The sequence below is a fragment of the Saccharopolyspora rosea genome (genome assembly GCF_025643595.1).
GTDB lineage: Bacteria > Actinomycetota > Actinomycetes > Mycobacteriales > Pseudonocardiaceae > Saccharopolyspora > Saccharopolyspora rosea.
In genome coordinates this window covers 779,664-794,367 of record NZ_CP102826.1, presented here as the reverse complement: position 1 = coordinate 794,367, position 14,704 = coordinate 779,664, and the positions used below count along the sequence as shown (strand labels likewise).

Here is a 14,704-nt window from a genome sequence, read left to right as displayed (position 1 = left end):
GGTGCCGACGGCCGTCGGCACGCACACCACGCGGATCGCAGCGACCTGCGCAGGCGCGCGAGGACGGGTCGTCGGGCCGATGCAGTATCGAGCCCGGGAGCCGACCATGCTCATCGACCTGCTCATCCTCGTCGTCGTGCTCGGTGTCCTCTACGTGGCCTCCTCGGTCAAGGTCGTCAAGCAGTACGAGCGCGGCGTGGTGTTCCGCTTCGGCCGGCTGCAGGAGCAGACCCGCGGTCCCGGCATCACCATGATCGTTCCGGCCGTCGACCGGATGCGGAAGGTCAACCTCCAGATCGTCACCATGCCGGTGCCCGCGCAGGAGGGCATCACCCGCGACAACGTGACCGTGCGGGTGGACGCGGTCGTCTACTTCCGCGTGGAGGACCCGGCGCGCGCCGTGGTCAACGTCGAGGACTACCTGTTCGCCGTCGGGCAGGTCGCGCAGACCTCGTTGCGGTCGATCATCGGCAAGAGCGACCTCGACGACCTGCTGTCCAACCGGGAACGGCTCAACCAGGGCCTGGAGCTGATGATCGACAGCCCGGCGCTAGGCTGGGGCGTGCACATCGACCGGGTGGAGATCAAGGACGTCTCGCTGCCGGAGTCGATGAAGCGCTCGATCGCCCGGCAGGCCGAGGCCGAACGCGAGCGGCGGTCCCGGGTCATCTCCGCCGACGGCGAGTTCCAGGCGTCCCGCAAGCTCGCCCAGGCCGCCGACGTCATGGCCGACACCCCGGCCGCGCTGCAACTGCGGCTGCTGGAGACCGTGGTGGAGGTCGCGGCGGAGAAGAACTCGACGCTGGTGCTGCCGTTCCCGGTCGAACTGCTGCAGTTCGTCGACAACGTGAAGGGCGCGGCGAAGGGCTCCGCGGAAAAACCGGCCGAGCCGGAGCCGGCCGAACCGGTCCGGGCGTCCGAGATCCCGGACGCGGAGACACCGGAGATCGCCGGCACGCCGACACCGCGCACCCCGGACAGCGAGACCGGGGAGACGCAGGTCGGCATCGCCTAGGGCGTTTCACGAGCCGCGGTAGCCGCTTTCCCGGTCGGTGAGCGGTCACCCGACCGGCGCCACCACGCAGAGCACTCCGGCAACACTTCCTAGCCCAGGAAGCGGCGCAGCACGTCCGCGCACCGGCGGATGTCGGCGGTGCGCACGTTCTCCTGCTGGGTGTGCGCCAGCGCCGGTGAGCCGGGGCCGAAGTTCACCGCCGGGAGCCCGCGCGCGGCGAAGCGCGCCACGTCGGTCCAGCCCAGCTTGGCCACCGGCGCGGCACCCGATGCCTCGACCAGCCGCGCGGCGGCCGGGGCGGTCAGACCCGGCAGCGCCCCGGCCGCGCCGTCGACCACGGTCACCTCGAAGCCGTCGAAGACCTCCCGGAGGTGGGCCTCGGCGTCGGCCAGCGACTTGTCCGGGGCGAACCGGTGGTTGACCGCCACCACGCAGGAATCCGGGACGACGTTGCCCGCGACACCGCCCTCGACCCGCACGGCCTGCAACCCCTCCCGGAACTGCAACCCGTCGATGACCGGCTCCCGGGGCGCGTACTCGCTCAGCCGCCGCAGCACCGGCTCGGCCGCGTGGATCGCGTTCTCCCCCATCCACGCGCGAGCCGTGTGCGCCCGCTTGCCGGACGTGCGGACCTCGACGCGCATGGTGCCCTGGCATCCCGCCTCGATCGCGGCGTCGGACGGTTCGCACACCACGGCGAGATCGCCGTCCAGCCACTCGGGGAGTTCCCGCTCGATGCGGTTGAGGCCGTTGCGCTCGGCTTCGACCTCCTCGCAGTCGTAGAAGACGAACGTGAGGTCGTAGCGCGGCTCGGTCAGGGTCGCGGCGAGGTGCAGCATCACCGCGTCGCCGCCCTTCATGTCGACGGTGCCGCAGCCGTGCAGGTGCTCGTCCTCGCCGGACCCGGTGCGCCGGGACGGCAGGTTGTCGTTGATCGGCACGGTGTCCAGGTGCCCGGCCAGCACCACCCGCGTGTCGCGGCCGAGGTGCGTGCGGGCGAGCACCGCGTCGCCGTTGCGGACCACCTCCAGGTGCGGGCACCGGTCGCGCAACGCCTGCTCCACCGCGTCGGCGATGGCCTTCTCACCTCCCGAGACGCTCGGGATGTCCACCAGCGCGGCGGTCAGCTCCACGGGGTCCACGGTGAGATCCAACGACGCAGTCACGCCTGGCAGGCTACTCGCCCGCGACCGGCCGGACCGCGAACCGCCGCACCCGGGTCGACCGGTGACCGCGAGCACCCCTGCCGGACCCGGCTGGCCTGGGGCGATTACCGTTTCCGGCATGAGCAGCGCACAGACTCCCGACCCGCAGACGACCGGGGCCCACGGGGTGGGCCTGGCCACCGTGACCGACGACGGCACGGTGCTGGACACGTGGTTCCCGACCGTCCGGCTCGACGAGCCGGGCCAGTCCGGCACCAGCCGGCTGACCACCGAGCAGGCCGCCGAGTCCCTGGGCGAGGCAGGGGCCGCACTGCTCGGTCGCGACGAGGCCCGCGGGGTCGAGGTCGTCGCGGTGCGCACCACCATCGGCCGGCTCGCCGACGAACCCGTCGACGCGCACGACGTGTACCTGCGGCTGCACCTGCTGTCGCACCGCCTGGTGCGCCCGCACGGCGTGAACCTCGGCGGCATCTTCGGCCTGCTGTCCAACGTGGTGTGGACGAACCACGGGCCGTGCCCGGTGGAGGGCTTCGAGGCCACCCGCCTGCGGCTGCGCGCCCGCGGCTCCGTCACGGTCTACGGCGTCGACAAGTTCCCGCGCATGGTCGACTACGTCGTGCCGTCCGGCGTCCGCATCGGCGACGCGGACCGGGTCCGCCTCGGCGCGCACCTGGCGAGCGGCACGACCGTGATGCACGAGGGCTTCGTCAACTACAACGCGGGCACGCTCGGCGCGTCCATGGTGGAGGGCCGGATCTCCGCGGGCGTCGTCGTCGGCGACGGCTCCGACGTGGGCGGCGGTGCGTCGATCATGGGCACCCTGTCCGGTGGCGGCAAGGAGGTCATCTCCATCGGCGAGCGCTGCCTGATCGGCGCCAACGGCGGTACCGGCATCTCGCTCGGCGACGACTGCGTCGTGGAGGCCGGGCTGTACGTGACGGCGGGGACCAAGGTGGCGCTGCCGGACGGCACGATCACCAAGGCGCTGGAGCTGTCCGGCTCGGACGGCCTGCTGTTCCGCCGCAACTCCGCCACCGGCGCGGTCGAGGTCACCGCCCGCACCGGCGGCAAGGTCGAGCTGAACGCGGCCCTGCACGCCAACGACTGAGGCTCGCGGGGGCGTCCCGCCCGGCGGGGCGCCCCCGGATCGGGCCCGCGATCCCGCCCTACAATTCGGTATGGCTTCCACCGGATCGTGGCGCGACCGGGACGTCGCCGCCGTCGTGGACCTGCCCGCCGATCCCGTGGTGGCCGACGAGAACTCCTCCGTCGCCGAACACGTCCGCGCCGGTCTGGACACCCGCCTGCGCGCGCTGCTCGCCCACGACCCGGGCACGCGCCGCGGCGAGGATCCCGAAGAACTGCACCAGATGCGCGTCTCGGTGCGCCGCATTCGGGCGATGCTGCGATCCGCCCGGCCGTTCCTCGACCGGAGTCGGTCGGAGCCGCTGCGCGCCGAACTGGGCTGGCTGGGCCGGGCGCTCGGCCCGGTCCGGGACCTGGACGTGCTGCTGGAGCGGCTGCGGCAGGAGAGCGCCGATTTCCCGGACGACGAACGCGCCGCGGCCGCCCGCCTGATCGCCGGGCTGGAGGTCGAGCACGGCGAAGCCCGCTTCGAACTGCTCGCCGCCCTGGACAGCGACCGCTACCTGCGGTTGCTGACCGCGCTGGCCGAGGCAGTCAACACCCCGATCGGGTCCGAAGTGGACGGATCGGGAGCGCTGCGGGGCCTGGTGCGCAAGCAGTTCCGCAAGCTCCGGAAGGCGGTTCAGCAGCTCCCGGAGGCACCGGTCGACGCCCAGTTGCACGCGCTGCGCATCAGCGGGAAACGCCTGCGCTACACGGCAGAACTCGCGCAGCCCGCGTTCGGCGCGCCGATGCGGGACGTGATCAAGGCGGCGAAGCGGTTCCAGGACGTCCTCGGCGAACACCAGGACGCCTGCGTCGCCGCGCACCGCGTCCGCGGCCTGCTGCGCGACCTCGACGACGACGCCGACGCGGCGGTGGCCTTCGTGGCGGGCCGCCTCGTGGAACGCGAAGCGACCCGCCGAGCCGAACGCCGCGCCCAGTGGCCCGAAGCGTGGCAAGCGCTCGCCGCGGCAGCCGAATCCCTCTGACCCGGCCTGGGGGCGCGCCGGGTCACTCCGCCAACCGCTTGGCGGCCGTCGCGATGCGCTCGTCCGAGGCGGTCAGGGCGATGCGCACGTGCCGCCCGCCCGCGGGGCCGTAGAAGGTGCCGGGAGCGACGAGGATGCCGCGCTGCGCCAACCAGTCCACGGTCGCCCAGGCGTCCTCGCCCCGGGTCGACCACAGGTACAGCCCGGCTTCGGAGTGCTCGACGGTGAATCCCGCCGCTTCCAGCGCGGGCCGCAGCACGGCGCGCCGACCCGCGTACAGCTCGCGCTGCGCGCTCACGTGCGCGTCGTCGGCGAGCGCGGCGGTCACCGCTTCCTGCACCGGGCGCGGGACGATCATCCCGGCGTGCTTGCGCAGCTCCAGCAGCTGCGCGACCAGCTCGGGATCACCGGTGACGAAACCCGCCCGGTACCCCGCGAGGTTCGAGGACTTCGACAGCGAATGCACCGCGAGCACACCGGTGAAGTCCGAGCAGACCGAGGGGTGCAGCACCGACACGGGCTCGGCGTCCCACCCGAGCGCCAGGTAGCACTCGTCGGAGGCCACGACCGCGCCGACCTCGCGGGCCGCGCCGACCGCGGCGGCCAGTTCGGACCCGTCCAGCACGCGCCCGGTCGGGTTCGACGGCGAGTTCAGCCACACCAGCGCGGTCCCGGGCGGCGGCGCCTGCCCCGGCGCGAGCCGGACCACGTCCGCACCGGCGAGCCGGGCGCCGACCTCGTAGGTCGGGTAGGCCAGCTCGGGGATCGCCACCACGTCGCCGGGACCGACGCCCAGCAGCGTCGGCAGCCAGGCCACCAGTTCCTTCGACCCGATGGTCGGCAGCACCGCGTCGGGTCGCACCCCGGTCACCCCGAAGCGCCGCCGGAGCGCGTCCACCGCCGCCTCCCGCAGCGCGGGCGTGCCGTGCGTCGCCGGGTACCCGGGCACGTCGGCGACCGCCGACAGGGCCTGCTGGAGGTTGGCGGGCACCGGGTCCACCGGGGTCCCGACGGACAGGTCCACGATGCCGTCCGGGTGCGCGCCGGCGGTCGCCTTGTGCTCCGCCAGCGAGTCCCACGGGAAGTCCGGCAGTGCCGGGCCCCGGCGCCCGGACGCCGCGGCGTCCGGGCCTGTTGCGGAGCTCATTCGCCCTGCGGGGGCAGGCTGGTGACGGGCTCGACGTCCTTGTTGACCTTGCCCACCTTGGCCGCCCCGCCCGGAGAGCCCAGCTCGTCGAAGAAGTCCGCGTTCGCCTTGGTGTAGGCGGCCCATTCCTCCGGCACGTCGTCCTCGTAGTAGATGGCCTCCACCGGGCACACCGGCTCGCAGGCTCCGCAGTCGACGCACTCGTCCGGGTGGATGTAGAGCATCCGCCCACCCTCGTAGATGCAGTCGACAGGGCACTCCTCGATGCACGCCTTGTCGAGCACGTCCACGCAGGGCTCGGCGATCACGTAGGTCACGGTTGCTCTCCTGCTCGAAGCGTTGTCCTGATCGCGCAGGACTCTCCTGACGCGACTGCTGACAGTATCTCCCCTACCCACCCGGGACGCGTAACTGGTCCCACAGCGCGAGAGGCCGCCTGACTCTACGTGGCGGGGTAAACGCGGTAAACACAGGAGCGGTGCGGGTCACCGCTGGGCGTTCCGCGCGGCGACCACGCCGAGCATCATCGCGCTCGGCAGCGTGCCGCCGCCGATGAGCAGCAGCGTCCGCCAGTCGTTGCCCAGCAGCACGACGTCACCGCCCGGCCCGAACATCCCGAACACGAACACCGTCAGGAACCACACCACCAGCGGCGCGACCGCCACGGCCCGCCGCTTCGACAACCGGCCCGCCTCGGACACCAGCAGCGGCGTGCTCACCACCGCCAGCGCCGCGGTGACCGGGAACTGCACGGTGCCGATGCGGGCGGGTAGGAAGAACAGCTCGATCAGCGCCAGCAGCACGGCGTCCAGCAGCAGGAAGCCGAACACCACGCGGTCACCGGCGCTCAACGGTTCCCCGCAGGTTCGGTTCCGATCACGCCCAGCCCGCCGAACAGGTCGGTCTCGCACCCCTCGGGTTCGCCGCTGGCGAGCACGTAGTGCTCGGCCGCGACGACCGGTTGCGCGACCCCGTTGGACAGCGCGAACGCGGCGACCCCGGCGCCGTTGTCCCAGTGGTCCAGCCACACCCGCACCTGGGTGCCGTGCGCCCGCAACGCGCTGATCTTGGCGGGCAGGTGCTCGGAGACGTCCACGGCGGTGGTGATCTCCGCGTCGTCCACCCCGGGCAGCTCGTGCTGGCTGGGGAGTTCGAACGGCAGGTCCGGCGCCTGCGCCAACGCCTCCAGCCCGGCGCTGATCGCGCTGCGCGAGGGAACCGCGTAGAACACGCGGTGCACGTCGGCCACGTTCGCCGCGGCGGCCACCGTCACCTCGTGGGCGCGCACGTGGTCCGGGTGCCCGTAGCCCCCGTCGGCCGCGTAGCTGACCACCACCTGCGGCTTCACCTCGCGCAACACCGATTCCAACGCCTCGGTCTGGGCCTGCAGGTCGCCGACCGCGAACGCGCGCGGGTGCGCGTCCGGCACCGCGCCGGCCCGGCCGGGCTCCTCCCACAACATCCCGGAGTCGCGCCAGCGCCCGACGCCGCCGAGGAAGCGGTGGTCGGCGACCCGGAGCGCGGCGCACGCCGAGCGCAGCTCGCCGACCCGGTAGCCGCCGAGCTGGTCGGCCTGGTCGGCGGCCAGACCGCGCAGGCTCTCCGGGATGACCTCGCCCTCCTCGCCGAGGGTGCAGGTGACCACGACCACCTGCACGCCGCGGGCGGCGTAGCGGGCGATCGTGCCGCCGGTCCAGAGGGTCTCGTCGTCGGGGTGTGCGTGTACCAGCAACAACCGCGGTGGAGCCGTCAGCGTCACCGGTCCAGCCTAATCTCCCCGGCCGGGCGACAAGCGGACGGTGGCCGGTTGCGCCGAACGCCCCAGCGCGACGCCGCCGATCAGTAGCCGTCGTTGTCGGCCGGGGTGCCGACCCATTGGGCGGCGGTCGAGAACGGCCCGGCCAGACCGTTGCCCACCTGGATCCCCCCGACGCCCCGCCGCACCGCCATGACCTGGGACTGCTGGTAGAGCGGAACCGCGATGGCCTGGTTCCACAACGTCGACTCGATCTTGGTCGAGGCGTCCGGGAACGGCAGCCGCCCGGTCAGCGCGGCGTCGATCGTCGGTTGCAGCAGCGGATCGCAGAACCCGGAGTCGTTCGGCGGGAACGGCTGCTCGCTGTCCTTGGCGGTGCCCGCGCAGCCGTACTGCGACGCCAGCATCGCCGCAGGGTCGTCCCCGGCCGGGCGCGGCGCGATCGCCATGTCCACCGAGCTGGCCCCGCCGGTCGCCTTGGGCGCCACCGGCAGCATCTCGCCGAACAGCTGGTGCCCGGTCGGGGTGACGACCGTGGCCTGGATGCCCTGGTCGCGCAGCTGCTTGGCCGCGGTCTCCGCGATCCGGACGTAGGACTGGTGCTCGAACGGCGCGGCGATGACCAGGTTCAGCGGGCGGCCGTCGCGCAGCCACGTCCCGCCGGAGCGCTGGTAACCGGCCTCGGTGAGCAGCTGCTCGACCTTCGCCGGGTCGGGGTGCTCGGCCAGCTGCCCCGGCGGCTCGGTCGGCTTGTAGCCGGGCTCGGACGGGGCGAGCACCTGGGCGTGGGCCGGGAGCTGCTCGCCCGGCCCGCCGCCGGTGCCCGCGTCGACCAGCGCGCCGCGGTCCAGCGCCGCGGTGACGGCGCCCCGCACCCGCGCGTCGGACAGCGCGCGGCTGTCCGGCCGCAGCAGGACCTGCATGGTCGCCGGGCGCGGCACGTTGATCAGCTGCACCTGGTCGCCCAGGTCGTGCAGCGCCTTGAGCGTGTCGCTGTCCGGGCTGAAGACCGCGAGGTGGCTGTCCCCGCTGCGCAGCGCCTCGACCTGCCGCGTCGGGTCCAGGGCGCGCAGCACGATCCGGTCGGAGACCGCCGGGGGTCCCCAGTAGCGCTCGTTGCGCTCCAGGGTGATCTCGCCGCGCGCGAGGTCGACCTGCCGGATCGCGAACGGTCCCCCGGAGGCCGGGTAGCCGTCGTCGAGCGCGTTCGCCCAGCCGCGCGGCGCGTCGCGCAGCAGGTGCGCGGGCAGCAGGTTGTTGAACAGGCTCCGCCAGCCGGGGAACGGCTGCGAGAAGGTCACCTCGACGGTCTTGCCGCCCGACCGGGAGGCCACGTCGTCGATCAACCGGTAACCCGCCGGATCGGCCACCCCGGGCTGCGAGCGCAGCTGCTCCCACAGGTAGACGAAGTCCTCGGCGGCGATCGGCGCACCGTCCGACCAGCTGGCCTCCCGCCGGATCCGGTACCGCACGGTGAACTTCGGCGCGTCCGGGACCACCTCGGCGGACTCCATCAACGTGGTGTCCAGCTGCGGGCTGCCGTCCGGACCGGGCCGGAACACCGAGGGCAGCATCAGGCTGGCCAGCGTCGAGCTGGTCGGGGACAGGTCCGCCAGGGTGTGCGGGTTGAACCCGCCCTCCAGCTTGTCCACGCCCACGACGACCTCGGTCGGCATCGGCTGGGTGGGCGGGGCGCTGGTGGTCGTGGTCGGGCTCTCCTGCGGCGGGACCAGCGGCGGCGGTGGCGCGTTGGTGCACGCCGCCACCACGCTCAGGGTTGTCACCAGCAGGGAGGCCGCGGCGAACGGGCGGCGCCGACCCTGGAACACGCCCAACCTCCCCTCGGAGTCGATGATCCGGACCCGCGCACGGGCGTACGACCGCTGGACGCGCGGGAGCCATCCATGGTTGCGTCCGCCGTGCGAGGTTCCGACACCGGGGTATCGGTGACGCCGGTCAGGACTGGTTGTCGCGGGCCTTCGAACGGGCCCGCTCGCGGGCGCGGGTGGTGCCGTCCAGCGTCATCTTGCGCACCCGGATCGCCTCCGGGCCGACCTCGACGCACTCGTCGCCGGAGCAGAACTCCAGCGCCTCCTCCAGGGCGAGCGTGCGCGGCTTGGCCAGCCGCTCCAGCTCGTCGGCGGTGGACGAGCGCATGTTGGTCAGCTTCTTCTCCTTGCTGATGTTGACGTCGAGGTCCTCGGCGCGCGGGTTCTCCCCGACGACCATGCCCTCGTAGACCTCGTCACCGGGCGAGACGAAGAAGGTGCCGCGGTCGGCCAGCTGGAGCAGCGCGTAGGTGGTCGCCGCACCGGCCCGGTCGGCGACCAGCGACCCGGTGTGCCGGGTGCGCAGCTCCCCAGCCCACGGGAAGTAGCCCTCGAAGACGTGGTTGGCGATGCCGGTGCCCCGGGTCTCGGTGAGGAACTCGGTGCGGAACCCGATCAGCCCGCGCGCCGGGATCACGTACTCCAGCTTGATCCGCCCGGTGCCGTGGCCGTCCATGGTCTCCATCCGGCCCTTGCGACCGGCCAGCAGCTGGGTGATCGCACCGAGGTGCTCCTCCGGCGCGTCGATGGTCAGCCGCTCGAACGGCTCGCACAGCTTCCCGTCGATGGTCCTGGTCACGACCTGCGGCTTGCCGACGGTGAGCTCGAAGCCCTCGCGGCGCATGGTCTCCACGAGCACGGCCAGCGCCAGCTCGCCGCGGCCCTGCACCTCCCAGGCGTCGGGCTTCTCGGTCGGCAGCACCCGCATGCTCACGTTGCCGATCAGCTCGGCGTCCAGCCGGTTCTTGACCAGCCGGGCGGTGATCTTGGTGCCGCCGTTGCGGCCGGTCAGCGGCGAGTTGTTGACGCCGATGGTCATCGAGATGGCCGGGTCGTCGACGGTGATCCGGGGCAGCGGCTCGGGGGCGTCCGGGTCGGCGAGGGTGTCGCCGATGGTGATGTCCGGGATGCCCGCGATGGCGACCAGGTCACCCGCGGACGCCTCGGCGCACGGCACGCGGTCGAGGTTCTGCGTGATCAGCAGCTCGGTGAGCCGCACCTTCTCGACGCTGCCGTCGGCCTTGCACCACCCGACGGTCTGCCCCTTGCGCAGCGTTCCCGAGTGGATCCGGCACAGCGCGATGCGGCCCAGGAACGACGAGGCGTCGAGGTTGGTGACCAGCGCGCGCAGCGGGGCCTCGGCGTCGGCGACCGGGGCGGGCACGTGCTTGAGCAGCACGTCGAACAGCGACGACAGGTCCTCGTCGGCGGGCAGCTCGCCGTCGACCGGACGCGCCAGGCTGGCCCGGCCGGCGCGGGCCGAGGCGTAGATGACCGGCAGGTCGAGGATGGCCTCCATGTCGACCCCGTCGTCGTCGAGCTCGGCGGCCAGGTCGAGCAGCAGGTCGTGGGTCTCGTCGACGACCTCGGCGCACCGGGCGTCGGGCCGGTCCACCTTGTTGACCACGAGGATCACCGGCAGTCCGGCGGCCAGCGTCTTGCGCAGCACGAACCGGGTCTGCGGCAGCGGCCCCTCGCTGGCGTCGACCAGCAGCAACACACCGTCCACCATGGACAGTGCGCGCTCCACCTCACCGCCGAAGTCGGCGTGCCCGGGGGTGTCGACGACGTTGATGGTCACCGGGCCGCCCGGCGTCTCGCGCCGGATGGCGGTGTTCTTGGCGAGGATCGTGATGCCCTTCTCGCGCTCCAGGTCGTTGGAGTCCATCACGCGGTCCACGAGCTCGGCGCGTTCGGAGAACGCACCGGACTGCCGCAACATGGCGTCCACCAGCGTGGTCTTGCCGTGGTCGACGTGCGCGACGATGGCGACGTTGCGCAGATCACTGCGGATGGGGGCGGCGACACTGGTGGCGGACACGCGGGTACTCCTGGCTCTACGCGACAAGCGGGCACGGCGGTGTTCGTCGACGAGTGGCCGCGGCTCCACGACGCCGCTGCTGCGGAGCTGTGCGTGCCTCGGGCACGCGAAGGTCGACGCGCGGCTCGGTCCAGCGTAGTGCAACGGCGGGCGCTGCCCACCGGCACGTGCTGAGCGCAACATCGAGCCGGGCGCCGACCAACATCGGGTTCGCCTTCTGCGGTTAGGTTCGCCTACCCTGAGCGCGACCGACCCCGGCAGCGGAAAGACGAACCGTGGGCAAAGACACAATCAAGGTCAAAAGGAAATGTTGCCTCTCGCGACCCCCGTGCAAGCGCTGCCCGATCGTGGTCCTGCGCGAAGCCCTGCGGGAGGCCAAGGCGCAGGAGGTCAAGAAAAAGCAAAAGAAGACCAAGAAAGAGGCAAAGAAAAAGGACGCGAATTGACCTCACCTCGGCGCCCGCCGAGGTTCGCGATCTTCTCCGCCGCTACTGGCCGGCGACCGGCGTCAGCGGGTCGGCGTACTTGGCCAGCTCTGGGATGGTGCGCCTGGCCTGGAACTCGATCACGTCGTAACGGGCCAGCTTGTGCAGCAGGAACGGATCAGTCGCCAAGATCGCGTCCAGCCTGCCGCGGGACATCGCACGCGCGATGATCACGGCCCCGTTGCGGGGGTGCCGATGCCCGGCGGCGATGAAGTCGCCCGCATCGTAATGCCGGGTGATCCATTCGTAGTGATCTACCAGACGGCCGTCGATGTCCGATTCCGGGGCAGTGTATTCCAGCAGCACCACAAACATATTTTCACGGTAACTCCGAGCCTTGACCACTGCCGATCACCAAGCGGTAACATTGCCGCGTGCACGCGATGTCGAACAACTGGTGGGCCGCTGCGAGGCGGCCCCGCGAGCGCGCGCACTGACGACGCAGCAACCGGCCGCCACCAGGCGGCCGAGCGCGACGTGGTCGATCCTGGGGGCGGCTCGACGACACCGGGAGCGACCACGATGACCCGACTGTCCGGCATCACTCCGTCCGGCCACGTCCAGCTGGGCAACTACCTCGGCGCCGTGCGGCGCTGGGCGACCGAGCGCGAGCCCGCGGACCTGTTCTTCGTCTCCGACATGCACGCCATGAGCACGCCGCACAAGCCGGGACGGCTGCGCGCGCTCACCCGGGAGCAGTTCGCGGTGCTGCTGGCCGCGGGCATCGGCCCGGAGTCGGTGTTCGTGCAGTCCGACCTGGCCTGCGAGCTGGGGGCGCTGAACTGGATCCTGGAGTGCACCTGCTCCTACGGCGAGGCCGCGCGGATGATCCAGTTCAAGGAGCGGGGCGCGGGCCAGGACTCGGTGCGCGTGGGCCTGCTCACGTACCCGGTCCTGATGGCCGCCGACATCCTGCTGCAGGGCGCCACCGAGGTGCCCGTCGGCAGCGACCAGGACCAGCACGTCGAGCTGGCCCGGGTGCTCGCCCGGCGGTTCAACGCCACCTACGGGGAGGTCTTCGCCGTCCCGGAGGCGGTCGTGCCCAAGACCGCGGCGCGGGTGCGCGACCTGTCCGACCCCGCGCGCAAGATGGCCAAGTCCACCCAGCAGTCCGCGGGCGTGGTGTTCGTCCTGGACGAGCCCGACGTCATCCGCCGCAAGTTCCGCCGCGCCGTGACCGACGACGTGGGCGAGGTCCGCTACGACCCGGAGAACCAGCCCGGCGTCGCGAACCTCCTGGAGATCCTCGGCGCGTGCCGCGGTACCAGCCCCTACACCGCGGCGTCGGCGGCCGACTCGTACGCGGCGCTGAAGGAGATCGCGGCCGAGGCGGTGGTGGAGGTCCTCGGCCCGGTGCGGGAACGCGCCCGGGAGCTGCTGGACGACCCCGCCGAGCTGGACCGCATCCGGGCCCACGGCGCCAAGCACGCCGCGGACCGCGCCCAACCGCGCCTGCAGGCCGCGATGCGCATGGCCGGACTGCGCTGACGACCGAACGCGGCGGGCGTCCCGGCCCGAGCGCTGCCGGAACGCCCGCCCGTTCGTTCACCAGTTCGAGTGGACTACCTGGCAAGGTCATGATCAGTGCCGCCAACCTGGGTTCATGGGTACCGCGGTCCGGCCGGGTTCCTGGTCGAGAGGAGTGTCGTCATGGCTGCACCGGCGATCGAGCCGAATTCCTCGTTCGACCCCCTCGTGGAGCTGAACGGCCTGTGGACCCCGGAGCTCGCCGACAGGTACCTACCGATCCCGGGGATGCCCCCGGCCAAGTACGAGTGCCTGGACGGGAAGCTGATCATGAGTCCACGTGAGGGGACGGCGAACATGTTCGCCGTCTGGACGCTGGGCAAGCGCCTGGAACGAGCCGCAGCCGAGAGCGGGTTCCTCTTCTATCTGACCGTCAGCCTCCAGCTCGATGTCAAGCGTTGGATGGAGCCGGACTTCGCGGTGCTGACGCGACCGGGCCGAGGCCGCACGTGGATTCCCGCCAACGAGGCCCTGCTCGTGGGGGAGTGCGTTTCGCCGTCCAGCGAACGACGCGACAAGATCGACAAGTCGGCTCTGTGCGCCGAGTCGGCGATCCCGTACTTCATGCGCGTCGAGGTCTCCTACACGGGGCAACGGGTCGACGTCGAACTGCTCCGGCTCGAAGACGGCGAGTACAAGCGGCAGGCGACGGCTCGCAACGGCCAGACCTTCGAGACCGAGCTACCGTTCCCGCTGTCGCTCGACCCGGCCGAGCTGCTCGAACCCTAAGGGGCGCTGAGGAGTTCGCGCAGCGCCGGGACGAGCACCCGGTCGGCCGGGAGCCAGTCCAGATCGGACAGTTCGTCGGCGGCCACCCAGCGGACGTCGTGGTGTTCGACCGCTTTCGGCTCCGCCTCGCCGTCGAGCAGTTCGGCGGTGTGGGTGCGCAGCAACATCCCGTTGTCGAGCGGGACGTCGGTGCCGACGCGACCGGTGGGGCGCACCTCGACGTCGAGTTCCTCCTTGCACTCCCGCGCGACGGCGTCCTGTTCGGTCTCACCGGGTTCGACCCGTCCGCCCGGCAGTTCCCAGCGCCCGGCGTCCTTCGCGGGGTAGCGGCGCTGCTGGGCCAGCAGCCGTCCATTGTGGACGATAGCGGTGCCCACCACGACCTGGCGCCCCTCCCAGCATTCGGCCAGCCGTCGAACCGCGGCGATGCGCGCCGCCAGCACCCGGAGCACGAATCGGCGGATCAGCACGACGTTCGCGATCCGCCCCGCGACACCCAGCGGCGCCTCCCAGTGCACCGCATCCGTCAGCAGCGTGCGCGGACCGGCGTCGGCCAGCACCGACTCGTGGCGCAGCCCGGGCAGCGGCCCGGCGACGAGCACCGAGCTCAGCCCGCCGGCGTCCGCGCGGACGATCCTGGTGGTCAGCGACACCGGGAGGCGCGCGATCCGGGCCCGGAACGCGAGCTCGTCGCCCGGGGTCAGCAGCACGTCGGGCCGCGTCGCGGCGTGACCCGTGACGCCGACGTGCCGCAGGCCCAGCTCCGCGGTCCGGGTGTGCCGCAGCGCCGCCGCCGCTGTGGTGAGCGGCGCGTTGATCAGTCCCGTACTCCGCAATACCGGCACGTGCACACATCTTGCCGCACTCCGCCACGCCCGGTCGCCGGGACCTC

14 protein-coding genes are annotated in these 14,704 nt (G+C 72.2%); 5 read left to right on the top strand and 9 right to left on the bottom strand.

From position 1 onward, the window contains the following. Nucleotides 1-106: 106 nt before the first annotated feature. A complete protein-coding gene (locus NV263_RS03890; protein ID WP_263254045.1) occupies nt 107-1,015 on the top strand; it encodes a slipin family protein in 909 nt (302 codons plus the stop codon). 89 nt (nt 1,016-1,104) lie between these two features. Here the strand turns inward: NV263_RS03890 and dapE are convergent, their stop codons facing one another. Then, complete coding sequence (gene dapE, locus NV263_RS03885; RefSeq protein WP_263251109.1) at nt 1,105-2,181, bottom strand: succinyl-diaminopimelate desuccinylase; 1,077 nt, start codon at nt 2,179-2,181, stop codon at nt 1,105-1,107. 118 nt (nt 2,182-2,299) lie between these two features. On the opposite strand from dapE, the gene dapD reads away from it, so the two are divergent. Both dapD and NV263_RS03875 read left to right on the top strand, forming a co-directional pair. Then, on the top strand, nt 2,300-3,289 hold the full coding sequence (dapD, locus tag NV263_RS03880) for a 2,3,4,5-tetrahydropyridine-2,6-dicarboxylate N-succinyltransferase (RefSeq protein WP_263251107.1): 990 nt from the start codon (nt 2,300-2,302) through the stop codon (nt 3,287-3,289). Nucleotides 3,290-3,359: 70 nt separating this feature from the next. Then, a complete protein-coding gene (locus tag NV263_RS03875) occupies nt 3,360-4,298 on the top strand; it encodes a CHAD domain-containing protein (protein WP_263251106.1) in 939 nt (312 codons plus the stop codon). A 22-nt stretch (nt 4,299-4,320) separates the two neighbouring features. Here the strand turns inward: NV263_RS03875 and dapC are convergent, their stop codons facing one another. From dapC to NV263_RS03840, 7 genes are all read right to left on the bottom strand, one after another. Then, entirely contained in the window at nt 4,321-5,445 is a 1,125-nt protein-coding gene (gene dapC / locus NV263_RS03870) for a succinyldiaminopimelate transaminase (RefSeq protein WP_263251105.1), read from the bottom strand. Further along, nucleotides 5,442-5,762, bottom strand: coding sequence for a ferredoxin (fdxA, locus tag NV263_RS03865; protein ID WP_263251104.1), 321 nt, complete (start codon nt 5,760-5,762; stop codon nt 5,442-5,444). Before fdxA ends, dapC begins: the two co-directional genes overlap by 4 nt. Nucleotides 5,763-5,930: 168 nt before the next feature. Continuing rightward, entirely contained in the window at nt 5,931-6,296 is a 366-nt protein-coding gene (locus tag NV263_RS03860) for a hypothetical protein (RefSeq protein WP_263251103.1), read from the bottom strand. Then, nucleotides 6,293-7,204, bottom strand: coding sequence for an N-acetyl-1-D-myo-inositol-2-amino-2-deoxy-alpha-D-glucopyranoside deacetylase (gene mshB / locus NV263_RS03855; protein WP_263251102.1), 912 nt, complete (start codon nt 7,202-7,204; stop codon nt 6,293-6,295). The genes NV263_RS03860 and mshB overlap by 4 nt, the downstream gene beginning before the upstream one ends. Before the next feature lie 80 nt (nt 7,205-7,284). Beyond that, nucleotides 7,285-9,030, bottom strand: coding sequence for an ABC transporter family substrate-binding protein (locus tag NV263_RS03850; protein WP_263251101.1), 1,746 nt, complete (start codon nt 9,028-9,030; stop codon nt 7,285-7,287). A 127-nt stretch (nt 9,031-9,157) separates the two neighbouring features. Then, nucleotides 9,158-11,071 carry a translational GTPase TypA gene (typA, locus tag NV263_RS03845; protein WP_263251100.1) on the bottom strand — a complete coding sequence of 638 codons (1,914 nt, stop codon included), beginning with the start codon at nt 11,069-11,071 and terminating at the stop codon, nt 9,158-9,160. A 488-nt stretch (nt 11,072-11,559) separates the two neighbouring features. After that, the gene (locus NV263_RS03840; protein ID WP_263251099.1) at nt 11,560-11,871 is read right to left on the bottom strand and encodes a YciI family protein; all 312 of its coding nucleotides are present in this window, start codon (nt 11,869-11,871) and stop codon (nt 11,560-11,562) included. 207 nt (nt 11,872-12,078) lie between these two features. Here NV263_RS03840 and trpS point away from each other — a divergent pair, with 207 nt between their 5' ends. Together trpS and NV263_RS03830 are read left to right on the top strand one after the other, a co-directional pair. Continuing rightward, nucleotides 12,079-13,044, top strand: a complete 966-nt coding sequence (gene trpS, locus NV263_RS03835) for a tryptophan--tRNA ligase (RefSeq protein ID WP_263251097.1) — start codon at nt 12,079-12,081, stop codon at nt 13,042-13,044. Between the two features lie 162 nt (nt 13,045-13,206). Beyond that, the gene (locus tag NV263_RS03830) at nt 13,207-13,812 is read left to right on the top strand and encodes a Uma2 family endonuclease (protein ID WP_263251096.1); all 606 of its coding nucleotides are present in this window, start codon (nt 13,207-13,209) and stop codon (nt 13,810-13,812) included. Here NV263_RS03830 and NV263_RS03825 read toward each other — a convergent pair. Then, a complete protein-coding gene (locus tag NV263_RS03825; protein ID WP_263251095.1) occupies nt 13,809-14,657 on the bottom strand; it encodes an NUDIX domain-containing protein in 849 nt (282 codons plus the stop codon). The two genes, NV263_RS03830 and NV263_RS03825, sit on opposite strands and share 4 nt — an antisense overlap. Nucleotides 14,658-14,704 lie beyond the last annotated feature (47 nt).

What these genes read in the sequence shown, in the direction of transcription:
- NV263_RS03890 (WP_263254045.1), top strand. Translation starts at nt 107, where the DNA reads ATGCTCATCGACCTGCTCATCCTCGTCGTCGTGCTCGGTGTCCTCTAC.
- NV263_RS03840 (WP_263251099.1), bottom strand. Translation starts at nt 11,871, where the DNA reads ATGTTTGTGGTGCTGCTGGAATACACTGCCCCGGAATCGGACATCGAC.
- NV263_RS03830 (WP_263251096.1), top strand. Translation starts at nt 13,207, where the DNA reads ATGGCTGCACCGGCGATCGAGCCGAATTCCTCGTTCGACCCCCTCGTG.
- dapC (WP_263251105.1), bottom strand. Translation starts at nt 5,445, where the DNA reads ATGAGCTCCGCAACAGGCCCGGACGCCGCGGCGTCCGGGCGCCGGGGC.
- trpS (WP_263251097.1), top strand. Translation starts at nt 12,079, where the DNA reads ATGACCCGACTGTCCGGCATCACTCCGTCCGGCCACGTCCAGCTGGGC.
- NV263_RS03875 (WP_263251106.1), top strand. Translation starts at nt 3,360, where the DNA reads ATGGCTTCCACCGGATCGTGGCGCGACCGGGACGTCGCCGCCGTCGTG.
- dapD (WP_263251107.1), top strand. Translation starts at nt 2,300, where the DNA reads ATGAGCAGCGCACAGACTCCCGACCCGCAGACGACCGGGGCCCACGGG.